Source organism: Flavivirga rizhaonensis, assembly GCF_004791695.1.
GTDB lineage: Bacteria > Bacteroidota > Bacteroidia > Flavobacteriales > Flavobacteriaceae > Flavivirga > Flavivirga rizhaonensis.
In genome coordinates, this window is the sequence record NZ_SRSO01000001.1 from 364,509 (window position 1) to 389,063 (window position 24,555).

At 31.9% G+C, this 24,555-nt stretch carries 21 protein-coding genes; 10 read left to right on the plus strand and 11 right to left on the minus strand.

The genetic code is table 11. From position 1 onward, the window contains the following. Positions 1 to 26: 26 nt before the first annotated feature. Positions 27 to 986, minus strand: coding sequence for a septum formation inhibitor Maf (locus EM932_RS01375; protein WP_135874696.1), 960 nt, complete (start codon positions 984 to 986; stop codon positions 27 to 29). A 278-nt stretch (positions 987 to 1,264) separates the two neighbouring features. Between EM932_RS01375 and EM932_RS01380 the strand changes: the two genes are divergently transcribed. After that, positions 1,265 to 3,196 carry a right-handed parallel beta-helix repeat-containing protein gene (locus EM932_RS01380; protein ID WP_135874698.1) on the plus strand — a complete coding sequence of 644 codons (1,932 nt, stop codon included), beginning with the start codon at positions 1,265 to 1,267 and terminating at the stop codon, positions 3,194 to 3,196. On the opposite strand, the gene EM932_RS01385 is transcribed toward EM932_RS01380, so the two are convergent. The 5 genes from EM932_RS01385 to EM932_RS01405 all read right to left on the minus strand — a co-directional run bounded on the left by EM932_RS01385 (position 3,197) and on the right by EM932_RS01405 (position 6,568). After that, on the minus strand, positions 3,197 to 3,796 hold the full coding sequence (locus EM932_RS01385) for a Maf-like protein (RefSeq protein ID WP_135874700.1): 600 nt from the start codon (positions 3,794 to 3,796) through the stop codon (positions 3,197 to 3,199). Next, positions 3,789 to 4,709 (minus strand): geranylgeranylglycerol-phosphate geranylgeranyltransferase, encoded by a 921-nt coding sequence (locus EM932_RS01390; protein ID WP_135874702.1) that lies wholly within the window; start codon positions 4,707 to 4,709, stop codon positions 3,789 to 3,791. Before EM932_RS01390 ends, EM932_RS01385 begins: the two co-directional genes overlap by 8 nt. Before the next feature lie 20 nt (positions 4,710 to 4,729). Continuing rightward, positions 4,730 to 5,047 (minus strand): hypothetical protein, encoded by a 318-nt coding sequence (locus tag EM932_RS01395; protein ID WP_135874704.1) that lies wholly within the window; start codon positions 5,045 to 5,047, stop codon positions 4,730 to 4,732. A 242-nt stretch (positions 5,048 to 5,289) separates the two neighbouring features. Continuing rightward, positions 5,290 to 5,820 carry a KdsC family phosphatase gene (locus tag EM932_RS01400; protein WP_135874706.1) on the minus strand — a complete coding sequence of 177 codons (531 nt, stop codon included), beginning with the start codon at positions 5,818 to 5,820 and terminating at the stop codon, positions 5,290 to 5,292. Next, a complete protein-coding gene (locus EM932_RS01405) occupies positions 5,801 to 6,568 on the minus strand; it encodes a Rossmann-like and DUF2520 domain-containing protein (RefSeq protein ID WP_135874708.1) in 768 nt (255 codons plus the stop codon). Before EM932_RS01405 ends, EM932_RS01400 begins: the two co-directional genes overlap by 20 nt. A 408-nt stretch (positions 6,569 to 6,976) precedes the next feature. Between EM932_RS01405 and EM932_RS01410 the strand changes: the two genes are divergently transcribed. The 3 genes from EM932_RS01410 to EM932_RS20790 all read left to right on the plus strand — a co-directional run bounded on the left by EM932_RS01410 (position 6,977) and on the right by EM932_RS20790 (position 11,063). After that, a complete protein-coding gene (locus tag EM932_RS01410; protein ID WP_135874710.1) occupies positions 6,977 to 7,378 on the plus strand; it encodes a group III truncated hemoglobin in 402 nt (133 codons plus the stop codon). 332 nt (positions 7,379 to 7,710) lie between these two features. Beyond that, positions 7,711 to 10,896 carry a cytochrome c biogenesis protein CcsA gene (ccsA, locus tag EM932_RS01415; protein WP_135874712.1) on the plus strand — a complete coding sequence of 1,062 codons (3,186 nt, stop codon included), beginning with the start codon at positions 7,711 to 7,713 and terminating at the stop codon, positions 10,894 to 10,896. Between the two features lie 8 nt (positions 10,897 to 10,904). Continuing rightward, entirely contained in the window at positions 10,905 to 11,063 is a 159-nt protein-coding gene (locus EM932_RS20790; RefSeq protein ID WP_170179689.1) for a hypothetical protein, read from the plus strand. Here EM932_RS20790 and EM932_RS01420 read toward each other — a convergent pair. Continuing rightward, positions 11,060 to 11,725: an HAD family hydrolase gene (locus tag EM932_RS01420; protein ID WP_135874714.1), complete on the minus strand. Its 666-nt coding sequence runs from the start codon at positions 11,723 to 11,725 to the stop codon at positions 11,060 to 11,062. The genes EM932_RS20790 and EM932_RS01420 overlap by 4 nt on opposite strands. Positions 11,726 to 11,922: 197 nt before the next feature. Between EM932_RS01420 and EM932_RS01425 the strand changes: the two genes are divergently transcribed. Genes EM932_RS01425 through EM932_RS01435 form a run of 3 tightly spaced genes read left to right on the plus strand, consistent with a single transcriptional unit; the run spans position 11,923 to position 14,150 of the window. Next, positions 11,923 to 13,329: an MATE family efflux transporter gene (locus EM932_RS01425; protein WP_135874716.1), complete on the plus strand. Its 1,407-nt coding sequence runs from the start codon at positions 11,923 to 11,925 to the stop codon at positions 13,327 to 13,329. 32 nt (positions 13,330 to 13,361) lie between these two features. Then, entirely contained in the window at positions 13,362 to 13,715 is a 354-nt protein-coding gene (locus EM932_RS01430; RefSeq protein ID WP_135874890.1) for a DUF1801 domain-containing protein, read from the plus strand. Between the two features lie 6 nt (positions 13,716 to 13,721). Beyond that, positions 13,722 to 14,150 (plus strand): VOC family protein, encoded by a 429-nt coding sequence (locus EM932_RS01435; protein ID WP_135874718.1) that lies wholly within the window; start codon positions 13,722 to 13,724, stop codon positions 14,148 to 14,150. Between the two features lie 132 nt (positions 14,151 to 14,282). Here EM932_RS01435 and EM932_RS01440 read toward each other — a convergent pair whose 3' ends face one another. Together EM932_RS01440 and tsaD are read right to left on the minus strand one after the other, a co-directional pair. After that, on the minus strand, positions 14,283 to 14,990 hold the full coding sequence (locus tag EM932_RS01440; RefSeq protein ID WP_135874720.1) for a 16S rRNA (uracil(1498)-N(3))-methyltransferase: 708 nt from the start codon (positions 14,988 to 14,990) through the stop codon (positions 14,283 to 14,285). A 206-nt stretch (positions 14,991 to 15,196) separates the two neighbouring features. Continuing rightward, positions 15,197 to 16,219 (minus strand): tRNA (adenosine(37)-N6)-threonylcarbamoyltransferase complex transferase subunit TsaD, encoded by a 1,023-nt coding sequence (gene tsaD, locus EM932_RS01445; RefSeq protein WP_135874722.1) that lies wholly within the window; start codon positions 16,217 to 16,219, stop codon positions 15,197 to 15,199. Between the two features lie 164 nt (positions 16,220 to 16,383). Between tsaD and EM932_RS01450 the strand changes: the two genes are divergently transcribed. Beyond that, on the plus strand, positions 16,384 to 20,781 hold the full coding sequence (locus EM932_RS01450; protein ID WP_246040825.1) for a translocation/assembly module TamB domain-containing protein: 4,398 nt from the start codon (positions 16,384 to 16,386) through the stop codon (positions 20,779 to 20,781). 4 nt (positions 20,782 to 20,785) lie between these two features. Here the strand turns inward: EM932_RS01450 and EM932_RS21035 are convergent, their stop codons facing one another. Together EM932_RS21035 and EM932_RS01455 are read right to left on the minus strand one after the other, a co-directional pair. Further along, the gene (locus EM932_RS21035) at positions 20,786 to 20,926 is read right to left on the minus strand and encodes a hypothetical protein (protein WP_211344244.1); all 141 of its coding nucleotides are present in this window, start codon (positions 20,924 to 20,926) and stop codon (positions 20,786 to 20,788) included. 97 nt (positions 20,927 to 21,023) lie between these two features. Beyond that, positions 21,024 to 21,452, minus strand: a complete 429-nt coding sequence (locus tag EM932_RS01455) for a hypothetical protein (protein ID WP_135874723.1) — start codon at positions 21,450 to 21,452, stop codon at positions 21,024 to 21,026. A 391-nt stretch (positions 21,453 to 21,843) separates the two neighbouring features. Here EM932_RS01455 and mnmE point away from each other — a divergent pair, with 391 nt between their 5' ends. Together mnmE and EM932_RS01465 are read left to right on the plus strand one after the other, a co-directional pair. After that, on the plus strand, positions 21,844 to 23,268 hold the full coding sequence (mnmE, locus tag EM932_RS01460) for a tRNA uridine-5-carboxymethylaminomethyl(34) synthesis GTPase MnmE (protein ID WP_135874724.1): 1,425 nt from the start codon (positions 21,844 to 21,846) through the stop codon (positions 23,266 to 23,268). A gap of 166 nt (positions 23,269 to 23,434) precedes the next feature. Further along, positions 23,435 to 24,553, plus strand: a complete 1,119-nt coding sequence (locus tag EM932_RS01465) for a tyrosine-type recombinase/integrase (protein WP_135874726.1) — start codon at positions 23,435 to 23,437, stop codon at positions 24,551 to 24,553. The last annotated feature ends 2 nt before the right edge of the window (positions 24,554 to 24,555 follow it).

Below are 24,555 nucleotides of genomic sequence, written 5' to 3' on the forward strand. Positions count from 1 at the left end.
TTAAATATCTCTCAAAGATAAAACAACTATTTCAATTGAAGCTCTTTCCTTAAAATTTCATCTTTATTATGGTTCTTTCCCCAGTAAGCTGATTTGATAGTTTTTAATTTTGTTGCTTTAGTCGTTAGCGCTTTAGCTTTAGAACCGAAACCGCTTTTAAATGTTTCTTCCCAACCTTGTATACCAAAAGGAAAATCAGGGTTAAAATTAATAATTAATGTTCTATTTAAGTCAGGGTAGCTTAAGGTGTAAGTGCCATCTCCTAAGATAGCCGTGGCTTTGTATGCCTTTATCGGAACATGTCTTAACCTGCTATATTCAAAAGAAGGTATGATTTCCAAATCTCCAGTGGGAAGCGACTTAGGGTCGATACGTAATTGTGTCCATAATTCATTTTCTAAAATAGCTTTATCCAAGTTAAAACTTTTATCAGCTTCTCCTTCAAAATAGGAATGCGACATCACCTCAAATTGCTTTTTATTATTAAGTTGAGAGTATACATGTCCACACCATTCTTGCATAGAACTAGATATTTTTATGGCATGCTTATTATTAGAAACAGGGTAGAAGGTGCTCTGCATTATAGAATAAGGATATATGCCCGTATTAAAATTTTTAGTAGCATTTAATTTTAAAACAGGAACATTGTTTGCATTCTGTCTATCTGCCTTTACTTGAACATCTGGTAAGAAATCTTCAGTGACGTATATTAAAACAGCTTGTCCGTTTCTTATTTCACCATACCGTGCTTGCTCTAATTTATATGATGATATTTCCGCTTCGCTCGCATACCAATAATTTTTAAATTCTTGAGATAATTGCTTTGTTTCTTCTGAATTATTATTTAACAGAATGTTGGTAGTTGTGTTAAGAGCTAAATCTTTTGATGGCTTATCCTTTTTGCACGAAGTAAGTATGCTTAAAATTGCAACGATTACGTAAAAAGCGATCTCTACTTTAATGATTTTTTTGAGTGATTGTATCATGGTAAGGATATTTAATATGATAAAGTTACAAACTAATCATGTGTTAACCATGCCATTTAACGTTTTGTAAACAAGGTAAAAGTGTGTAGTTCGTCGAGTGTTTTTTTATAATGTTATTCTTTTAGAAGGACATAGATAATGTAAATATTTGTTAGTATGGTAATATGAATTATCTTTCACAAAAACTAATCAGTATTTAAGTTATGAAGACCTACTTTTTTATAATTAATTCATACTTGATACGTTAATAACCTCGTATAACAAACAGAAGACCCCAAATGAAAAACTTACTTTATTACTTACTCATATTTATGAGTTGTATGGCTATATCATGTAGCAAAGATGATTCTGTAAACGACATCAATGAAGATGTTCCTCCAAACGTAATTACCACACCTTGCGAGTTCGATTTATCTAATGTTACGGCTAATTCTACAATAAAAATAGATTGTGTTTTAGATCTTAAAGATAAAACAGTTACTTTACCTGAAAATGTTATTGTTGAATTTGGAGGTGGTGACATTATAAATGGAAAGTTAAATTTCTCAAGCGGTGGTAAGATTGATGGTAGACTCCTTAGTTCTAAATTGAAACTAGAAGGGGGTGTTACATTAATAGACCCTACATTTAAATTTTATGCCGTAAGATGGAATATTGTTGAAGGTGAAACAAATTCTGATATCGCTTTAAAGAATAATAGCAATTTAGAAGATGTCATGTTTTTTACGAAATCGTTGGGAGCCACAACGTTTAACATAGATAAACTTGACGCTTATTTTGAGGTTACTAAAGTTACTAGTACAACCACTAATGCAAACTGGTATCCATCACAAGAAGCTGTAAATATTCCTTCAGATTTTAATTTAGTAATGACAGATAATACGCATTTACGCGTATTCCCTGCTCAACTAGGAGTAAGTAGAGAAGGGGCGGCCTTACTGGCAGTTAGACATGAATCTAATGTAACAATAACAGGAGGTGTTTTACACGGTGATAGAGAAGAGCGTCAATATTCTGTGGATGATGGTCAGGAAGGTAGTCACCTGTTTCATATCCATTCGGGAAAAAATGTGACTTTAGATGGTATTAAGTTTGTAGAAGGTTCGGTAGGTTCCATAACTATTTACTCTACAGGATTCTCTTTTAATCCTAACTATGAGCCTACAACAGGTGTTGTTATTAAAAATTGTGAATTCTTAAAGTCCAGAAGAATGGCTATAGCACTTACAGATGGTCGTGATGTACTCATTGAAAATAATACATTTACTGATACAGGTTTGCCTTCTCCTAACTCCAGTGGAGGGGAAGTAGGTTATGCCATTAATATTGAACCAGACCGATACCGAGATGAGAATGGTGTACTTAAGGAAAGACAACGTGTTTTTGATGTACTCATTAAAGGAAATACTGAAACAGGAAGTAGAGGAGGTTTCGTGACGTTGACTATCGGACAAAACTTAACAGTAGAAAATAATGACATAGGTACCAGAGTTGTTTATTCATTGGTTTCTGAGAGCAAAGTGATTAATAACAGGTTTGAGGCAACAGGAACTGCTACGGATAGTTGGGCTATTTTTGCAGCAGGAAGTGGTGTTACTGTATTCGATAATGAGGTTGCTGGCAATACTATAGAAGGTTATAGTCTTGGAGTTGTTGTTGGTTCCAATGAGGCTTTTGTGCATGATAATGTTATAAAAGATTGTGGTGCAGGTATTCAGATAAGCAAAGCCTTCAAAGCCCGAATTCATAATAATACCATTAATGTATCAGGAAATGGGATACAGGCAACAAACACGCATAGTAATGATATAGAAATCAAGGGAAATGAAGTGACAACATCTGGTAATTTCAATGCTTATTTAGCTAATTTGAATATTGAAGAGGAACACAAAGATTATAAAATTGTACTCGATGGCAATAAGTTTTTGAGTACTAAGAATGTGACTATTTCTAATGCTAGAGGTATTACTTTTAAAAACAATGAGGTGAATGGCGGTATAGGTGTTGGAGATGTATCTGATGTTGAAGTGTCTGCCAATACTATTAAACCTAACGAAAGTGATGGTATTCGTACGTTTGGTACAAATACATCTTTTTCTGTTTTAAATAATACTATAACAGAACCCACCGGAGCTGCCAGATATGAATGTATTAATAATGATGCAGATAACCCAGATGTAACTATTATGACTGGGAATACTTGTAACTAGTTATAACTTAAGATACATTACAATATCATTTAACGTTTTATAAACAAGATGCGTGGGTAGCCCCATAACGTTAAAATAGGAACCTTCTAATTTGGTAACACCTATTTGCCCTATCCATTCTTGAATACCATAGGCACCTGCTTTATCGAAAGGTTTGCAGGTGCTTATGTAGTATGTAATCTCATCATCGGTTAAATCTTTAAAAGTTACTTTAGTAATAGCGTGTAACGTTTTTTCATAAGTTTTAGTGGTAAAACAAACCGATGTAATGACTTCATGAGTGTTATTACTTAAAGATTTTATTATGCTAAAAGCCTCATCTTGATCCCTGGGTTTTCCTAAAGCTATGTTATTATGCCAAACAATGGTATCGCTGGTAATGAGAATATCATTATCTTTTAATGCTTCCTTAAAAGGAAGCGCTTTTAACTGAGCAAGATAGTTACTGATTTCAAAATGCGTTAAGCGAGGTGGATATTCCTCTTTTACTGGTTTTAAAATAATATCAAAATCTAAACCTAAATCTTTAAAAAACTCTTGTCTTCTGGGAGAACCAGAAGCTAAGATAATACGATGATTTTTAAGTTTGTCGTTAAGCATTGTGTAAAAAGATATACTTGTATAAAAGTAAGGAAAGCATTCCGAAAAGCATCACTAATTTAAGGATGTTACTAATATGATGATGATCTTTTTTTGTTGTAGCGCTAAAAGTCTTAATACTTATGTAGAGTAATGGGCCAATTATAAGTAATATAGCATATAAAACGGCTATTTGGTTCTTATAAAGTTCGTTAATTGTATATAAGGTGATAATAAAAAGCGGAACAAGCGACAAAACAAAAAGGACTTTAGTGGCACGTTCTCTTCCAATAGCAATGGGTAATGTATTCATACCTGCTTTATGGTCGCCATCAATATCCTCAATATCTTTGGCTATTTCTCTAAGTAAATTGATAATAAAAGCGAATACAGCATAATTGAAAATAACTTTAAAAAAAGCTAATTGAATTTGCTGATTTTGAGGTGTTATGGGAGGAAGCAATTCAAACACACCAACAATAATGACGCTTAGAGCTACGAGTACAGAAATAATAATATTGCCTATTAAAAGGGTGCGTTTCAGGTAAGTAGCATATACATAAAGCAATGCCGAAATAATTACAAAAATAGAAAAGAAGGGACTTTTGCCAACCAGATGTGATACATAAAACCCTAAACCAACTCCAATAACATTAAACGCAATAAATAAATTATAGGCTGTTTTTTCTGAAATAGATTTACCAATAATTAACTTATTGGGTTTATTTACTAAATCCGTATCAACATCATAAATATCATTGATAATGTTTCCAGCGGCAGCAATGGATATAGTTGCAAGAATTAGAAGTATGATTCCTATAGACGTTAAGCTTGTTTGTGCTCCAAATGGTTCCAGGAAAGCATATTTAATCAGTAATTGCACAAGGGCAATCATAAGTAAGTTTTTCCAGCGGATGAGGTTTAGGAAGTTCAATATGAGAATATACTTTTGATTTATAAGTTTGACATGAAACTGTCAATTAGTAATTTAATGACGAAAAGAATTAAAATAAATACGAAAACGAATATAAAAATTATTTTTCTCATTCTAATTTTTTCAGCCTTTCTAATCTTGTTTTTTATTACTTCTTTTTCTGATTTAGTTAATTTTTTATTCGAAAAATTTAGCTGATAATGTAAATGCGTCTCACTATTTAATTTTTCTTTAAGAGAAGAAAAAGGCTTGTTAGCATATTGATTGAAAACATTCTGATTGTTGCCAAATCCAATATAACCGAAACCAGTACTGTGTCTCCTTTTGTTTCTTGCCATTACATGGAGTTTTTGAGTATTGATATTTTTGCGAGCAAACTATTATCCTTTTTAAGATTTATAAACTCAAAAGTTTAATTAAAAATACTATCACAAATTTTAGAATATTTATTTTTCTAACATCTAACATCTAACATCTAACATCTAACATCTAACATCTAACATCTAACATCTAACATCTAACATCTAACATCTAACATCTAACATCTAACATCTAACATCTAACATCTAACATCTAACATCTAATCATACTTAGCCCCAAAATTACCATGCCATTTTTCCTGTACCTTTAGTACTTGTTCAATAACATCGCGTACAGCACCTTCACCACCTTTTTTATGTGAAATGTATTTGGAAATATTTTTTATCTCTGGAACAGCATCTTGCGGACAACAAGGTAAACCAATGCGTTTCATGACTGGGAAATCAGGAATATCATCCCCCATGTAAAGCACATTTTCAGATTTAATATTATTACCATTAAGATAAGTGTCTAGCTGTTCAATTTTGTTATGAGCGCCTAAATAAATATTAGAAATCCCTAATCCTTTTAAACGAACTCGAACCCCTTCGTTAGAACCACCAGAAATAATACAAACATTATAACCCATATCGACAGCCGTTTTTAACGCATAACCATCTTTTATGTTCATTTTTCGTAACATGTCACCAGAAGATGTTACAGTAACAGTACCATCTGTTAAAACACCATCTACATCAAATATAAAGGTTGTAATATGCTCTAAGTATTCTTTATAATTTTTTTCTTCCATGTGTGCGTTGTATAGAGTTGGTTAATAGTTGGTATATGTCTTTATGATGTTGATCTTCTAAAAGCTTTAAATGCTTACGAATTGTTTTTTTATCATCGCGTTTTGCAGGTCCCGTTTGCGCTTTAAAAGGCGATAAATCCTGTACTTTTTTAGCAGTTTCAAGAATAAGCGGTTTTAAAAGATCGAATTCGGCACCTTGACTTTCAGTTATTTCGTGTCCTATCCTATATAGTTGATTGGTGAAGTTATTCACAAAAACAGCAGCCAAATGCAATACTTTGCGTTGGTCGCTATTAACCTTTTTCACAACGTTACTAATAGCTAAAGCTAGACTTTTTATAGTAGGGTAACTTTTTTTATCAATAGTTTCAATGCAAATCGGAACATTTTCAAAATCTATTTGAGCTTCTTTACTAAATGTTTGCAACGGGTAGAATACACCTCGTTTATGTTTTTTATCAATATCATACACACTTACACTTCCAGATGTATGCAATACTAATTTGTTTTCAAAAGGAAGTTGAGACGAAAGCCCAGCAATAGCATCATCACTTACAGCCAAAACATAAACATCGGCATCATTGATTAATGATAAGTCATCTATGGTTTCTACATCATTTTTATAAGAAGATATAGCGTCTATACGTCTACTATACCAGTGATTTATATTAATATTTTCCGCTTTTTTAAAAGCCTTAAATAAATGTGTTGCAACATTCCCTGAACCTAGAATTACTACTGAAATCATGTTGCTAAAATACTAACGAATTACGAATTACGAATTATGAATTACGATTTTTTAACTGAAAGATATTGAGTAGTATTTAAAGAGTTGGTTTTAGTCTAAATTGAATTCTATATAATGCTTTTACTTGTAGTTTTTTCTGTATTTATCTTCAATCCTTTGAGACTTTAGCGTTTAATGTCATTAAGTTAAGGTTACAATGTCAGTCTGAGCCTTTCGACTTCGCTCAAGACAGGCTAGAGTCGAAGACATTATTGAAAATAGTATTTCGTTAAGCTTCGTTAGGTATCTTCAATATAAAATACATTTTATATTTTGATAATGTTAATGTGACAAAATAGAATGAATTTTCTTAACTTAATGACATTGACTTTGCGACTTTGTGAGAAAAAAATACACTAACTTTATACTATGAATAAAAAAGATATTGAAACCAGAGACGATGTGTTTTTATTAGTATCATCATTTTATAACAAAGTGAGAAAGGACAAAGTCTTAGCGCCTTTTTTTAATGAGACTATAAAAGATTGGGATGCACATTTAGAACGTTTAACAACCTTTTGGGAATCGAGTCTTTTTATGACACGAAAACTAAAAGAGAAGTATTTAGGAAATCCTTTGGAAGCACATATTAAGGTGGATAAAGAAAATAAACATCGTATTTCTGAAACACACTTTGGATTATGGATGAACTTATGGTTTGAAACTGTCGACGAACTTTTTGAAGGAGACTATGCTGAAAACGCAAAAAGACGCGCTAGAAAAATGAGTACATTTTTATATCTCAAAATTTTTGAAGCAAGAGGGGTTTAGTAGGCAGTATTTAGTGTTCAGTGTTCAGTGTTCAGTGTTCAGTAACCAGTAATCAGTTAATATTATTCAGTTAGCAAGTTTAGGACAATAAAAGAAGCAAATACTTTGGCTTTGCGTCTCCGCGTCTTTGCGAGTATATAATCATTATTTTCTTAAAGAAATAGAGGAGAAGGTCTTATAGCATAGCGTTCATTTTAATAAATACATTGCGTTATAAAAAATCCACAATTCAAAATACACGTCATTTAATTAACATAATATTAGTGAATTCGTTGTGATGCATATTTAGTATAAATACGTAAATTTGCACAACCTTAAAAAGGGTTTCAATTATGCAAAATAAGCTAACCAATATTCTCTTCTCAACACGTCTTACAGCTATTTTATTTATTGCCTTTGCAGCAGCTATGGCTACAGGAACATTTTTAGATGCTGGTCAGGAGACATCGCCAACACCATACACCAGAAATTTAATTTATAATGCTTGGTGGTTTGAAGCCATTATGGTGTTTTTTCTCATAAATTTTACAGGTAATGTTTTTAGATTTCGATTGTATAAAAAAGAAAAGTGGGCGACTTTTATTTTGCATTTAGCCTTCATTTTTATATTGTTAGGAGCTTTCATTACAAGATATGCCAGTTTTGAAGGTATGATGGCTATTCGGGAAGGCGCTACAGAAAACACGTTCCTATCTAGTGATACTTATATAATTGGGCAAATTGTTGGTGATTATAAAATTAATGGGCAACTACAGCAACGCTATTTAGAAAGTAAGGTTGATTTTTCTGGTAGATTGGAAAACGAGTTTAAAATTGAAACCGATTATAATAAACAACCCGTTGCTATTGAATTAGAAAAATTCATAGTTAGTGCCGAAGAAGATATTGTACCAGACGAGAATGGAGAGGAATATTTAAAAATAGTTGAGGCAGGAGGAAACGGACCACATAACCACTTCTTAAAAACAGGACAAGTACAGAGTATTCATAATATTTTATTTGCATTAAATAAGCCTACAGACGGTGCTATAAATATTACTTACAATAACGATGAGCTTACCATCCAATCTCCTTTTGAAGGTGAATATATGACCATGGCTACTAGAGCACAAGGAAAATTAGTAAAAGATAGTTTACAGCCCTTAATATTGCGTTCACGTTACATTATTGGCAATATGCAGATGGTATTCCCTAAACCAGTTGTTAAAGGTGTTTTTGATGTCGTTCAAAAATCAAAACTTTTAAAGAATGATGCAGATGGAGCGGTATTTAAAGTGACTGCTAATGGCGAAACAAAACGTGTTGGATTAATAGGAGGTAAAGGTATTAATGGAAACTATAAACAAATTCAGGTAGGTGGTTTAGATTTTGCATTAAAATATGGCTCTAAAGTATTGGAATTACCATTCAATATAAAACTAAATGATTTTGAGGCAGAACGTTACCCAGGAACAGAAAAAGGATATTCTGCATATTCTAGTCAAATAACGGTTTTAGATGAAAAGGAAGGCGATTTCGATTATAAAATCTTTATGAATAATATCTTAGATCATCGTGGTTATCGTTTCTTTCAATCTGGGTTTGATCCAGATGAAAAAGGGACTATTTTATCTGTAAACCATGATTACTGGGGGACTTTACTTACTTACATAGGTTATTTCATGCTGTATTTTGGAATGATGGCTATTCTGTTTGTAAAAGGGTCTCGTTTTGGAGATTTAAAAAATCAATTAAATAAAGTAAAAGCAAAGAAGGCAAAATTACTTACCATATTGTTATTATGTTTTGGTTTGAATATGTTTTCTCAGGAACATTCTGCAAACGATGGGCATAATCACTCAAAGCCAACTAAAGCACAAATCGATTCTATTTTAGCTGCAAATATAGTACCTAAAACACATGCCGATGAATTTGGCCATTTGGTAATTCAGGACCTTAGTGGGCGTATGATGCCATTAAATACTTATGCATCAGAAATGTTACGTAAGTTAAGTAAACATGATGCTTACGAAGATTTTGAAGCTAATCAAGTGTTCCTATCTATACAAGAAAGTCCAATGCTTTGGTATAATGTGCCTATCATTTATTTGAAACCAAAGAAAGCGGATTCCATTCGAAAAATGATAGGTATTCCTAAAGAAGATAAATATGCCACATTAGCAGATTTTTTTACTGAACGAGGCGAGTATAAATTAGCACCTTATTTAGAAGAAGCTTATAGAGCACAAGTACCTAACGGGTTTCAAAAAGAATTTAAAGAAGCCGATCAACGTGTTACATTGTTGTACAATTCTGTAGAGGGCATGTCTTTAAAAATTTTTCCGGTTCCTGATGATGAAAATAATAAATGGATTTCTACTTACGATTATAGACATGGTACTCATAAAATAAAAGATTCCCTGTATGGTAATTTTATAAAGAATGGGTTTAGTGTTTATCTATATACATTAAATCAAGCAAAACAAACAGGAGATTTCTCCGAAGCCTCTAAGCTATTAAGAGCGTTCAAAAAAACACAACACCAATATGGTGCTGAGGTTATGTTGAGTGATGATAAAGTACATACAGAGATTTTATATAACAAATATGATATTTTTAAGAAACTATTTAGCTGGTATATGTATGCAGGTAGTTTACTTTTTATATTACTCATTGTTCAAATTTTTAAAGATAAAAGTAAAGCCCTAAAGATCTCTGTGACTGTTTTTAAATTCATCATTCTAGGGTTGTTTCTTTTACATACAGCTGGGCTAATTGTTCGTTGGTACATATCAGGGCATGCCCCTTGGAGTGATGCTTATGAATCTATGATTTACGTAGCTTGGGCAACCATGTTTTTTGGATTGGCATTTGGACGTAAAAGTGATTTAACTATTGCGTCTACTGCATTTGTGACGTCTATGATTTTAATGATTGCTCATTGGAATTGGATGGATCCAGCTATTGCAAACTTGCAACCTGTATTAAATAGTTACTGGCTTATGATACACGTTGCCGTTATTGTGGCAAGTTACGGTCCTTTTACTTTAGGGATGATTTTAGGAGTTGTATCATTATTATTAATGATCTTTACGACTAAAGAAAACAAAGAAAAAATGCTTCTAAATATTAAGGAGCTTACTATTATAAATGAAATGTCTTTAACTGTTGGTTTAGTCATGCTTACCATTGGTAACTTTTTAGGAGGTATGTGGGCAAATGAAAGTTGGGGACGTTACTGGGGATGGGATCCTAAGGAAACATGGGCACTTATTAGCATCATGGTTTATGCCTTTGTTATTCACATGCGATTAGTCCCTGGACTTCGCGGACGTTGGTTTTTTAACTTAATGTCAATCATAGCATTTGCTAGTATTCTAATGACCTATTTTGGAGTTAATTTCTATTTAGCAGGGTTGCATAGTTATGCCAGTGGAGACCAAATTGTGAGTGTGAAATTTATTGCTATTGCTTGTGTTATAGTTGCTGTTTTAGGAGTTTTTGCTTACAGAGGCTATGCTAAATATTATAAGAAGTAGTTTGTGCCATGGCAAAAACAGGACGCGAGAAGAACACCAAGAATAAGTCTAAGCATTCTAAATTAATGACTCGGAAGAAAAACAAAAAGAAATCTGAAGAAGCATTAAGAAAAGATCGCTTAAAAGCGATCATTCAGAAAGCGAATTCACAAAATAATAAAGATTAATAGGAGAGGACTAATGCGTTTATTTTGTTAAATGCAATGTCCTTAAAATCTTTTATTATCATGTCAGCGATACTATAATCTTGGTTTTTAGAATGAAAACTATCAAAGCCTACGCAAAAAATATTGGCAGCTTTTGCAGCTTTCATACCATTAGTAGAATCTTCAATAACGATGCATTCGTCTTTATTAAACCCTGAAGCTTCTGTAGCTTTAATAAAAATTTCTGGATGCGGTTTAGATGCTTTTAAATCACCGCCACTTAGTTTAGCAACAAAATATTGGTCTAAATCAAAACGTTCAAAAATTTGATTAATACTTGTCATAGCTGCAGACGATGCCAAAACCAAAGTTAATCCATTACTATGGTAGTCTTTGATTAAATCTAAAACCCCATCAATTAAAGTTAAATCCGAATTACTTTCAAAAAAACGTTTGTAATATTTTCGTTTTAGAGCAACTAAGGATTCAGGAGTTTCTTTTAAATTAAAATGATCGCATAAGAGTTTGCAAATATTAATAGTAGATTGGCCTGTAAACGATTGATATAGCTCATCAGAAACATCAATGCCTACTTCATTAAACATATCATTATATGCTTTATTATGCATGGGTTCACTATCAATAATGACCCCATCCATATCAAAAATAACGGCTTTTAACATCTTCAATTTTTTTTACGAATATATAAGAATCACTTAATATAGCCTAGGAATCTATTTTGTAGTTTTAAATAATTTTGTAATCTTTGTAGTATGATTGTTTAAATTCACTTTCGTACTCGCAACGAGGTTCTCTCGAGCAAAAATCTACTAAATACATTTTATGTATTTGGTAATTAATTATATTTAATACAATCAAAATGCAATCAAATAAAATTTCTTTAAAACAATTTTTTCAATATTTTAAAATAGCTGTAACAGGTAAAGAACAAAACTTTACTTCAGGTAGCATTCGTCGTGCCGTATTTATGCTATCTATTCCTATGATTTTAGAAATGCTCATGGAATCTATTTTCGCCATTGTAGATATCCTATACGTATCTAAAGTTAGTGTCAATGCAGTGGCTACTATTGGCCTAACAGAATCTGTTATTACTTTAATATATGCAGTCGCTATAGGACTAAGTATGGCTGCAACCGCCATCGTAGCAAGGCGTGTAGGAGAAAAAGATATAAAAGGCGCTTCTAATGCAGCGGTTCAAGTGATTTTTTTAGGGGTATTTGTAGCTGCTATTATTAGTGTAATAGGAATATTATACCCTAAAGAAATCTTAGGGCTTATGGGAGGCGAACCAGATCTTATTGCCGAAGGTTATGGATATACTCAAGTGCTTTTAGGCGGGAACATAACTATTATGCTATTATTTTTAATTAATGCTATTTTTCGAGGTGCTGGTGATGCTTCAGTGGCGATGTGGACGTTAATTTTATCAAACGGGCTTAATATTATTTTAGATCCCATGTTTATTTTTGGTTTTGGTCCTATTCCTGCTTACGGCGTTGAAGGAGCAGCCATAGCAACGACGATTGGTCGTGGTACCGCTGTTATATTTCAACTAGCTATTTTATTTTTCGGATACAGTAAAATTAAAATAGAGATTAAAGATCTGGTACTTCGTGTTGAGGTCATGTTTAATTTAATTAAAGTATCGCTTGGCGGTATTGGTCAGTTTTTAATAGGAACATCTTCATGGGTGTTTTTAATGCGTATCATGAGTGAGTTTGGTAGTGAGGTGTTAGCAGGCTATACTATTGCCATTCGTGTGATGATGTTTACTTTAATGCCAGCATGGGGAATGAGTAATGCTGCTGCGACTTTAGTTGGACAAAATTTAGGAGCTCAAGAACCCAAGCGTGCTGAATTATCGGTTTGGAAAACAGGAAAATATAGTGCTATTTTTATGGGAATAGTATCCATTATTTATTTAGTGTTTGCTCCTCAAATAATCGTACTATTTAATGCCACTCCAGATGTGGTTAAATATGGAAGCTTGTGCTTACGAGTCATTGCAGCGGGCTATATTTTTTATGGTTATGGAATGGTAGTGATTAATGCTTTTAACGGAGCAGGAGATACCAAAACACCAACATATATCAATTTTGTATGTTTTTGGTTGTTACAATTACCTTTTGCTTATGTGATGGCCATTACTTTAGATTTTGGACCATCGGGGGTATTTTGGGCTATTACTTTAGCCGAGATATTAATAGCAGTAGTTGCTATTGTTTGGTTTAAAAAAGGACATTGGAAAACAGTTAAAGTCTAGCAAATTATTGCTTGTTAGGAGCTTTATGGTTTATGGTAAAGGAAACAGATACATATTATCTAAATATAAGTGAGCCTAATAGATGTACTTTGCTGGCACTAAGAGATGTTATTTTAGATCTGGATGAAACGATTATTGAGTTTTTAAAACATAAAATACCTTGCTTTGAATATGGGGGTAAGGTATTTTGCTATTTATGGATTGATAAAGAAACAAATAAGCCTTGTATTCTTATGCAGGAAGGAAAAAAACTTAATCATCTGGATTTAGAAAAAACAAAACATAAACAAATTGAAATTTTTAGAATAAACCCAAATGAAGATTTACCAATTAAAAAGATTATTTCAGTTTTAAATACAGGATTAGAATTTCTTAAAAAAGAATAAAACAACATGGAACAAAGATTAACAATAGTCGGATTGGGAGTGAACGATTTAGAGGTCTCAAATGATTTTTATGAAAATAAATTTGGTTGGAAAAAAATGAAATCGAGTAACAACGATATTTCTTTTTTTCAATTAAATGGGCTTTTACTGTCGCTTTATCCAAGAGAGAAATTAGCAGAAGATGCTGGGGTTAGTCATGAAGGAAATGGCTTTAAAGCATTTTCTTTAGCTTTTAATACCAGAACCAAGGGAGAAGTAGATGAATTAATTCAAACATTGGAGGCGAAAGGAGTGAATATTGTAAAACAACCAGAAAGTGTTTTTTGGGGAGGTTATAGTAGTTATATTTCAGATCCAGACGGGAATCTATGGGAAATTGCTTTTAACCCTTATTTACCTTTAGATGAAAAGGGAAATACAGTTGAAGAAGCGTAGCCTGTTTAAATTAAAATAAAGACCATCAAAACGTATTGAAATATTGTTTTCACAATTATGTGATCAATTTATGATTAGAAGAAATTAGTCCAAACTGAAAATTTAGATATTACAGGAGGTAGTCAGCAAAGATTATAATTCGTTAATAAAGGCTACCGAATGACAAGCAACAATAGCAGCTGTTTCTGTACGTAATCGGGTTTCCCCTAGAGTTACAGGTGAGAAGTTTTTTTGAAGAGCTTGTTCGATTTCTTTAATGCTAAAATCGCCTTCAGGTCCAATTAAAATAGTAATGTCTTGTTTTGGTTTTAACGCTTCTTTTAAAGATGTTCTATGGGTTTCTTCACAATGTGCAATGAATAAATCACCTTTAAAATCTTGTTTTATAAAGGTTTTAAAAGGAATAGCCTCATTTAATGTTGGTAAATAACAATTTAGAGACTGTTTCATTGCTGATTGTAAAATACGTTCAAAACGTTCTGGTTTAATGACTTTACGCTCACTATGATCACAAAAAATAGGTGTAATGCTATCGATACCTATTTCGGTAGCTTTTTCTAAAAACCATTCGTAACGATCGTTCATTTTTGTTGGTGCTACTGCTAAATGTAAGTGATAACCCCTTTTTGATTGTTGAGATTTAGAAACAATAGTAGCTATACACTTATTGGTATTTGGTATGGTAACTTCAGCTGTAAACAACCACCCACAACCATTTGTAATATGCAATATATCTCCAACATTCTTTCGTAAGACTTTTACGATATGTTTGCTTTCTTCTTTAGGAAAAGAAAACTGCGTAGTACTGTCTGTAATCTCTGAATTGTAAAATAATTGCATAAAGCTAAGATAGAAAAGGATTTACGATTTACAATTACGGATTTTTGATTTTTTGAGCTATTTATATAGCAAACTATACTGATTACCATACAAAGCCAATTGAGACTGAACACCGAATACTAATTTCTCACAAAGACGCAAAGGCGCAAAGAAAAAATCGAGAACAACAATACCAAGTACTGCCAACTTAAACTGAACACTGCCAACTATATTTTAAGCCTAGCAGAAGCCATAACATCTTGTTCAGCAAAATCTCCTTCTAAGTATTTTAAGTAACCAACAATAGCTATCATAGCAGCATTATCTGTGGTAAATTCAAATTTTGGTACGTAGGTAGTCCATCCAAATTTTTGTTCCCCATCTTTTAAAGCTTGACGGATACCAGAATTTGCAGAAACCCCGCCACCAATAGCAATTTGTTTAATGCCCGTTTGTTTTGTGGCAAGTTTTAATTTCTCAATTAGAATGCCAATGATGGTATATTGAATGGAAGCACAAATATCGTTTAGGTTTTCTTCAATAAAATTAGGATTTGCTTTTACTTTCCGCTGAACAAAATAAAGAATCGCCGTTTTTAAGCCAGAAAAGCTAAAGTTTAAGCCATCAACTTTTGGTTTTGTAAATTGATACGCTTTTGGGTTTCCTTTTTGTGCACGCTTATCAATTTCTGGTCCCGCTGGATATCCTAAACCAAGAATTTTTCCACTTTTATCATAAGCTTCTCCCACAGCATCATCTATGGTTTCACCGATAACGGTCATATCAAAATGACTTTTTACTTCAACAATCTGGGTGTGTCCGCCCGAAATAGTCATTGCGATAAAAGGAAACGAGGGTTTTTCAAAACCTTCTTCATCTATAAAATGCGCTAAAATATGTGCTTGCATATGATTCACATCTATTAGTGGAATATTCAAACCATAAGCTAAAGATTTAGCAAAGGAGGTTCCTACTAATAAAGACCCCATTAAACCTGGACCACGAGTAAATGCAATAGCGTGTAGCTGATCTTTAGATATACCTGCTTTTTTCAATGCTTGGTGTACTACAGGAACAATATTTTGTTGGTGTGCTCTGGATGCTAATTCTGGCACCACACCACCAAACTCTTCATGTATTTTTTGACTTGCCACAACATTGCTTAAAATTTTCCCGTTGTGTATTATAGCTGCAGCTGTATCATCGCATGATGACTCAATTCCCAGAATGTAAATATTTTGTGGAGACATTAGTAAATATTAGGCACAATAATTGTTAATTTTGAAACAAAATAAAAATCTAACCTATAGTTTTTATTCGTAAGTACAAAAATAGGGTATTCTTAATTTAAATTATAATTAAAAAAGACATCAAAAAACTCTTAAAAATAGTATTAAAATTAGCTGGCATTATTTTGCTGCTTTTCATCATTTTGGTGCTTGTACTTTCTATACCCGCAATTCAAACCAGTTTAGGGAATTATGCTACGAAAAGAATCAATAATGATTTTGGAACGAATATAAATATCGATAAGGTTGGTTTACAGTTTAATGGCGATGTCGAACTAAAAAATATTTACATAGAAGATTATAAGAAAGATACCCTTATAAACATAACCGAATTAAATACATCTATTTTAAATTATGGAAATTTATCTAATGGCAAATTAGAATTCGGAGATATAGATATTATAGGTTTGGTTTTTAATATTAAAACCTATAAAGGTTCAAGAGACACCAATCTAGATATTTTTGTTGCAAAGTTAGAAGGAGACAACCCAACAAAAGGAGATGGCAGTTTTCTACTATCCTCTAGCGATGTTTCTATTTATAATGGCATTTTTAAGCTATCTGATGAAAATAGAGAAACCACTAATGTGCTTCATTTTAATAACCTAAACATTAATGCAACCAATTTTTTGATTAAAGGAAGTGATGTAAGTGCTAGAATTAATACATTGTCTCTTATTGATAGCCGAGGCTTGGTTATGGAAAATTTAATGACGGATTTTGCATATACATTAAAAGATATGACGTTTGCAAATCTTCAAATAAAAACACCTAAGTCTGTTTTAAATGGGGATTTAAAGTTTTCTTATGATAGAAAAGATCTGCAGTTCTTTACAGATAAAGTTTTGGTTTCTGCGAGTTTTAAAGACTCTAATGTTCAATTAGATGAACTTAATACATTCTACAATGAATTTGGCGCAAATCAATCTGCCAGGTTTAGTGTCGATTTATCAGGTACTTTAAACGACCTACAAACAACAAATTTAAAATTGAATACTAGTAGGAATACAAGGGTTTATGGAGACATCAATTTTAAAAATTTGTTTAATAAAGAAAAGGACAATTTTTATATGAATGGGTATTTTCGAAACCTGTCTTCTACATATAGAGATTTAAAAGGGTTGTTGCCAAACGTTCTGGGAGACGCCATACCCTCGTCGTTTAATAGACTTGGTATGTTTATTATAGTAGGTAATTCTCAAGTAACAAGTTCTACGGTTATTGCAGATATAGAAATAGTGACCGAATTAGGTTTTGTTGACTCTAATTTAGAAATAACAAAAATTAATGATATTGATAACGCTTCCTATAAAGGAAACATCATTTTTGAAGAATTTGATTTTGGTACATTTCTTAATGATCCAGCAGTTGGAAATGGGTCTCTAAATTTTGATGTAAACGGTAAAGGGTTTATAGCAGAGAATATTAATACACAAGTAAAAGGAGATGTTTTTGATGTTGATTATAACAATTACAACTATAAAGGGGTAAAGGTTGCTGGAAATGTTAGAAACAAAATTTTTGATGGAAACCTAACTGTAAACGATAGAAACTTAAAAATGAGTTTTGCTGGACTTGTGGATTTTTCTGAAGTTATTAAGAAGTATGATTTTGAGGCTAATGTTGATTACGCGAATTTAAAAGCACTAAACTTTGTGAAAAAAGATAGTCTTTCCATATTTAGAAGTCGTGTAAGAATGAATATGAATGCCAGTAATTATGATGATGCTTATGGGAAAATCTCGTTTAGGAATACATCTTATAAAAATCAGAATGATAATTATTACTTTAATAAGCTAGATGTACTTTCTCGATTTGAAGGACCCACGAGATTTATAGAATTTAATTCACCAGATATTGTTGAAGGTAATTTAAAAGGACGTTTTGTATTTAAAGATTTAAGGAAGCTATTCGAAAATTCGTTAGGACATATTTATACCAATTATGAACCGCACGAAGTAGCGACAAATCAAAGTATAGATTTTAATTTCAAAATTTATAATAAGATTATTGAAGTGGTATATCCAGAAATCGAACTTGGTAAAAATACCTTTATACGAGGTAGAGTAGAAAGTGATGAGAAAAAATTCAAGCTTACATTTAAATCTCCAAAAATCAGATTGCTGGATAATTTTGCTAATCATATTGAATTGCAAGTAGATAATAGTAATCCGCTTTTCAATACTTATATAGAAGTAGATAGTTTAAAAACAAAGTATTACAATGTTTCTAAATTCAATTTAATTAATGTAACTGTTAATGATACTTTGTTTATGCGTTCTGAGTTTAAAGGAGGTAAACGAAATAATGATAGTTATAATTTAAGTTTTTATCATACTATTAATGAAGAAAAAGAATCCGTTATAGGCTTTAAAAAATCAGATGTCACTATTAAAAACAATAAGTGGTTTATTAATGAGAATAAAGATAGATTTAATAAAATAGCATTCAACAAAGGTTTTACTAAGTTTGATATTGATAGACTCAGAATTAATCATAACAATGAAGAGATTAAACTTTCCGGTATTCTAAGAGATTCTACAGAAAAAGATCTGAAGCTAAACTTTAAAAACGTTGATTTAGCTAAAATAACTCCAGATATAGATAGTTTGTCATTAGCTGGTAATGTAAACGGAAAATTAGATATACTTCAAAAAAATGGTAATTATTTACCAAACTCTTCTGTTATCATTGATGACTTAAAGGTTAATGACTTTCTATTAGGATCTTTTGACGCAACTATTACAGGTAACAAAACGCTTACGAATTATAAGTTGGATGTTACAATTAAAAATGATACTTCAAGATCATTTAGTGCGAAAGGTGATATAAGCGTTTTAGGAGACGATGCAAAAATAGATGCAGATTTAAACTTTGACAACTTTAATTTGGTGCCTTTAAATCCGTTATTGGAAGGCGTTTTAACTGATATACGAGGAAAAGTTTCTGGTGATGTAAACGTAATAGGTAGGCTTAAGCATCCAAATATTAATGGAAGTCTCACTTTAAATGATGCAGGGCTTGGTATTCCATATCTCAACGTAGACTATGATTTTAAGCGTAATGCGTCAGTGACTTTAAAAAATCAGAGTTTCATTTTTAACAAGATTCAAATAAGAGATACTAAATTTAATTCAAAAGGAGAACTTAACGGTTCGTTAAACCATGTGAATTTTTCTAAGTGGAGTTTAGGTTTAAACCTGAAAACCCCTCGATTGTTGGTGCTAGATACTAAAGAAACTGAAGATGCTTTATATTACGGTACTGGTTTTGTAGGAGGGAGAGCAAGTATTATTGGACCTACAGAAGAATTAGTTATAGATGTAGTAGGAGCAACCAAACGCGGAACAGTATTTAAAATACCACTTAGTGACGCTGAGTCTTTTGGGGATAATTCTTTTATTCATTTTATAACAAAAGATGAAAAAGAGGCTAGAAAAAAAGGAGAAGAAGTTATTTTTAATGAAATTAAAGGACTGGAGTTAGATTTCGATTTAGATCTTACAGAAGAAGCCGAAGTAGAAATTATTATTGATAAAAACACCGGTCATTCATTAAAAGGACGTGGTAGAGGTGGTTTATTAGTTGAAATTAATACAAATGGCAAATTTAATATGTGGGGTGATTTCTCTGTATTTGAAGGCGTATATAATTTTGCTTATGGAGGGTTAATTCAAAAAGAATTCATTGTACAACCTGGTGGAACATTAGCATGGAATGGTGATCCATTAGACGCTATAATGGATATGAATGCTATTTACAAAACACAAGCTAACCCTTCGCCACTATTAGATAATCCAATTAATAGAAGCATTCCTGTTGAATTAAATATTAGCTTAAAAGGTAATTTAGAAAAACCGGATCCAGATTTTAGTTTTGAATTTCCTAATGTAAACTCAACAATTAAATCAGAGCTTCAATATCGATTAGAATCTGCAGACGATAAACAAAATCAAGCCCTGTATTTAATATCCACAGGGTCATTTTCCAGAGGATTAAATGAATTGAATTTCTCAGGAACCATAGCAGAGCGACTTAATGGTATTATTAGTGGCATTTTTGGAAATGGTGATAGTAAACTTAATCTAGGTGTAAATTATGAAGCTGGTCAAAACCGACCAGATTATCAAACAGATGATAGAGTTGTTGCCACCATACAAACACAAATTAGTGACCGTGTACTTATAAATGGGAAAGTAGGTGTGCCTGTGGGCGGGGCGGGAGCAACCGAAACCGTTATTGCTGGAGATGTAGAAATTGATTTTCTTTTAAATGAAGAAGGCACCCTAACAGCGAAAGTGTTTAATAGAGAAAATAGTATTAGGAATTTTGGTGAAGATATAGGATACACACAAGGAATTGGACTTTCATATAATGTCGATTTTGACACCTTTAAAGAATTACTTCAAAAATTCTTTAAAAAATCTAAAAAAGAAGAGAATATTCAAAAAGAAAAAAAACAAGAAATAAATCCTAATGCATTACCAGATTTTATTACAATAAAACCTTCTACTCAAAAATAAATTGCTATTTTTTTACTTTACTGTATATACTATTCATAGCTTCATGAATAGTGTTATAATTGATTTTATTCGCATCGCAGAATCTATTCTCAATTTCTGCATTCATTTTACTGGCACTGTTATGACCAACTACGGCATAATACATAAACGGTTAATCAAGATACTACAGTAGCTTTTAAAACCTCTGGGGGCAGGTGTTATTGCTATAATAAAGATTATCTGAAAGAGATGCTATAAACTTTTTAGTTTAATGAGAATAAAATATCTTTTTTTACTTTGCTGTAAACATTATCTATCGCTTCGTAAATACTATCGTAATTGATTTTATCTGAGATACAGAAATTGTTCTCAATTTCAGCATTCATTCTACTCGCACTATTATGTCCAACAACCGCGTAACTACGTAAATTTTTAACCTTCTTTCTAAATAAATCTATATCCAATAATTTTACAGAATAAGAATTTACTCTATTAGCAACTACGCCAAACGGTCTGGAATCACCAAAGTAGACTTTTAGCTCATCAAAAATTTCTGATGAATTATTAATGTCAATATGTACTCCTTCGTTAAACTCTATAACGGCTATGTGATTAAAAAAGAATATGACTCCCAATTCTTTTTGTGTTGATTTTATAACATGATTAGAAAAATCTGATTCAATAATTTTCATATACTACTCTTTTATTATACACTTCAAAATTTATTTGGGTTGTGGTTGGAAGTTATAAACTCTGTTAAATTATTATATGGTTATAAAAATGGATGGCAAATATACTATGTATGCATAATATATACAAGTCTAAATACTTGTTAACCATATAATTGCATATAATCCTATTTAATATGTAATAAATTATATATTATATGAGTTTTTCACGTAAATATTGCTTAATATTTATATTTAATATGATTTCATTATTATATAATCAACCGTTTAAACCTCACTTTGTCTTTTTAATACGAAAATACTTATAAGGTAAAGTGTTTAATTTCTTTTAAGGATTAATTTTTTGCAGATTAATTTATAAGTATTAGCATTTCAAATTTAGTATTTTTGCCAGATGATTGATCAAGACACTATAGTGGCTTTAGCTACACCATCTGGAGCAGGTGCAATTGCAGTAATAAGACTATCTGGAAAAGATGCCATAACTTTTGTAGAAAGTCAATTTAAATCGGTTTCAGGAAAAGAATTAAGCAAACAAGCTACCCATACCATCCATTTAGGTCACATAATAGATGAGCATCGTATCATAGATGAAGTATTAGTATCCGTTTTTAAAAACCCTAATTCTTATACCGGTGAAAATGTAGTTGAGATCTCATGTCATGGTTCTAATTATATTCAACAAGAAATTATTCAATTGTTTTTGCGTCAAGGTTGTAGAATGGCAACAGCAGGAGAATTTACTTTAAGAGCATTTTTAAACGGGAAGTTAGATTTAAGCCAGGCAGAAGCAGTAGCAGATTTAATTTCTAGTGATAATGAAGCGTCGCATCAAATAGCGATGCAACAAATGCGTGGTGGGTTTTCATCTGAAATAGCAAAGCTGCGTGAAGAGCTTTTAAATTTTGCATCTTTAATAGAGTTAGAGCTTGATTTTGCAGAAGAGGATGTTGAATTTGCAGATAGGACGCAATTTAAAGATTTAATTGAACGCATTATATTTGTGTTAAAGCGCTTAATAGATTCTTTTGCTGTTGGTAATGTTATAAAAAATGGGATTCCTGTAGCTATTGTAGGCGAACCTAATGTTGGAAAATCTACACTTTTAAATGCGCTTTTAAACGAAGAACGTGCCATTGTAAGTGAGATAGCCGGGACAACCAGAGATACGATTGAAGACGAAATATCTATAGGCGGCGTAGGTTTTAGGTTTATAGATACTGCGGGTATAAGAGATACTAAAGATGTAGTGGAAAGCATAGGAATTAAAAAGACCTTTGAAAAAATAGAACAAGCACAAGTTGTTGTTTATCTTTTTGAATCGAATATCATTTTGAACGCTAGTGAGAAATCTCAAAGTATTAAGATAGAGATAGAAAAAATAAAAAATAAACACCCACAAAAACCTTTAATAATAGTTGCTAATAAAATTGATAAACTTTCAGAAAATGCAGTTGCTGTTTTAAATAAGGAGCTCTCTGTCATTTCGAGCGCTAGCGAGAAATCCCATAGTCTGTTACTATCAGCAAAGCAGGGGGTAGGAGTTGAGGAGCTTAAAGAATGCTTGTTGAGTTTTGTTAACACAGGAGCTTTAAGAAATAACGATACCATAGTTACTAATTCACGTCATTACGATTCTCTTTTAAAAGCGTTTGAGGAAATTAGTAAAGTTAAACATGGGTTAGATTCTGGTTTATCAGGAGATTTATTGGCTATTGATATAAGACAAGCCTTATATCACTTTGGAGAGATTACTGGAGAAATAACTAATGATGATTTATTGGGTAATATTTTTGCCAATTTCTGCATCGGAAAGTAACTAGCACAAACTACATCAAATTATATTAATATAATACATTGATAACCAGTTAATTAATTAATAATTTATAAATATAGCTTTTGCTTGTTTGTCTTTTTTTAGCTATTTTTGTCACGTATTTGTACCATTTTTAACTCGCGTGACAAAACGTGACAAAAATTTCACAATGACTATAACATTAAGAAAGCGAAAATGTAAAGACGGAATGGAAAGCTTAATTTTGGATTATTACTTTCCTAAAGCTGGTAAAAAACGTATAAGAGAGAAACTTGATCTTTATATCTACTCTTCTCCAAAAACTGCTAAGGAGAAATCACATAATAAAAAGACTTTATTATTAGCAGAAAGTATTAAGTCAAAAAAGTTTTTAGAGATTCAGCATGAAGAGCATGGTTTTTCTCACCTGATAAAGGATAATTTAGATAAGAATTTCATCACATACTTTTCAGAGCAAACTGATAAAAAATATAACGAATCCTCCGGAAACTATGGTAATTGGGATAGTGTACTAAAACATTTAATTAAATTTAATGGAGATGTTGTCCTTTTTAAAGATGTTAATTCTAAATGGCTAGAAGACTTTAAATATTATTTAAAACATACGGCCAGAACAAAAAGTAATCAGCCATTATCTCAAAATTCATGTTATTCTTATTTTAATAAAGTGAAAGCGTGTTTAAGAGAAGCAGTAAGAGAAGGTATTATTACTTATAATCCTGCAGTTGAAGTTAAGGGGTTTAAACAAGGAGAATCAGAAAAAGAATTTCTTACTTTAGATGAACTAAAGAAGGTTTCGAAAACCGAGTGTGAAATACCTATTCTTAAGCAGGCTTTTATATTTAGCGCATTAACGGGTTTGAGATGGTCAGATATACAAAAACTAGTTTGGAAGGAAGTTCAGTTTTCTGAGGAGCAAGGTCATTACATTCGATTTAAGCAAAAGAAAACAAATGGTTATCAAACACATCCAATTCCTGAGCAAGCCTATAAATTGCTAGGTGAAAGAGAAGAAGATGAGGAACGTGTATTTAAAGGTTTACGGTATAGTGCTTGGAGCAATTTAAAATTGCAGCAATGGGTTATGAAAGCTGGAATAAGTAAGACTATAACGTTTCATTGTGCGAGGCATACCTATGCAACTTTGCAACTTACATTTGGGACTGATATTTATACAGTGTCAAAATTGCTAGGACATAAAGAGCTAAAAACAACACAAGTTTATGCTCAAATTATTAATCAGAAAAAGGTTGATGCAGCGAATGCTATCCCTGATATTAACTTATAATA

What these genes read in the sequence shown, in the direction of transcription:
- EM932_RS01375 (WP_135874696.1), bottom strand. Translation starts at nt 986, where the DNA reads ATGATACAATCACTCAAAAAAATCATTAAAGTAGAGATCGCTTTTTAC.
- EM932_RS01380 (WP_135874698.1), top strand. Translation starts at nt 1,265, where the DNA reads ATGAAAAACTTACTTTATTACTTACTCATATTTATGAGTTGTATGGCT.
- EM932_RS01385 (WP_135874700.1), bottom strand. Translation starts at nt 3,796, where the DNA reads ATGCTTAACGACAAACTTAAAAATCATCGTATTATCTTAGCTTCTGGT.
- EM932_RS01395 (WP_135874704.1), bottom strand. Translation starts at nt 5,047, where the DNA reads ATGGCAAGAAACAAAAGGAGACACAGTACTGGTTTCGGTTATATTGGA.
- EM932_RS01400 (WP_135874706.1), bottom strand. Translation starts at nt 5,820, where the DNA reads ATGGAAGAAAAAAATTATAAAGAATACTTAGAGCATATTACAACCTTT.
- EM932_RS01405 (WP_135874708.1), bottom strand. Translation starts at nt 6,568, where the DNA reads ATGATTTCAGTAGTAATTCTAGGTTCAGGGAATGTTGCAACACATTTA.
- EM932_RS01410 (WP_135874710.1), top strand. Translation starts at nt 6,977, where the DNA reads ATGAATAAAAAAGATATTGAAACCAGAGACGATGTGTTTTTATTAGTA.
- ccsA (WP_135874712.1), top strand. Translation starts at nt 7,711, where the DNA reads ATGCAAAATAAGCTAACCAATATTCTCTTCTCAACACGTCTTACAGCT.
- EM932_RS20790 (WP_170179689.1), top strand. Translation starts at nt 10,905, where the DNA reads ATGGCAAAAACAGGACGCGAGAAGAACACCAAGAATAAGTCTAAGCAT.
- EM932_RS01420 (WP_135874714.1), bottom strand. Translation starts at nt 11,725, where the DNA reads ATGTTAAAAGCCGTTATTTTTGATATGGATGGGGTCATTATTGATAGT.
- EM932_RS01425 (WP_135874716.1), top strand. Translation starts at nt 11,923, where the DNA reads ATGCAATCAAATAAAATTTCTTTAAAACAATTTTTTCAATATTTTAAA.
- EM932_RS01430 (WP_135874890.1), top strand. Translation starts at nt 13,362, where the DNA reads ATGGTAAAGGAAACAGATACATATTATCTAAATATAAGTGAGCCTAAT.
- EM932_RS01435 (WP_135874718.1), top strand. Translation starts at nt 13,722, where the DNA reads ATGGAACAAAGATTAACAATAGTCGGATTGGGAGTGAACGATTTAGAG.
- EM932_RS01440 (WP_135874720.1), bottom strand. Translation starts at nt 14,990, where the DNA reads ATGCAATTATTTTACAATTCAGAGATTACAGACAGTACTACGCAGTTT.
- tsaD (WP_135874722.1), bottom strand. Translation starts at nt 16,219, where the DNA reads ATGTCTCCACAAAATATTTACATTCTGGGAATTGAGTCATCATGCGAT.
- EM932_RS21035 (WP_211344244.1), bottom strand. Translation starts at nt 20,926, where the DNA reads ATGTATTATGCCGTAGTTGGTCATAACAGTGCCAGTAAAATGAATGCA.
- EM932_RS01455 (WP_135874723.1), bottom strand. Translation starts at nt 21,452, where the DNA reads ATGAAAATTATTGAATCAGATTTTTCTAATCATGTTATAAAATCAACA.
- mnmE (WP_135874724.1), top strand. Translation starts at nt 21,844, where the DNA reads ATGATTGATCAAGACACTATAGTGGCTTTAGCTACACCATCTGGAGCA.
- EM932_RS01465 (WP_135874726.1), top strand. Translation starts at nt 23,435, where the DNA reads ATGACTATAACATTAAGAAAGCGAAAATGTAAAGACGGAATGGAAAGC.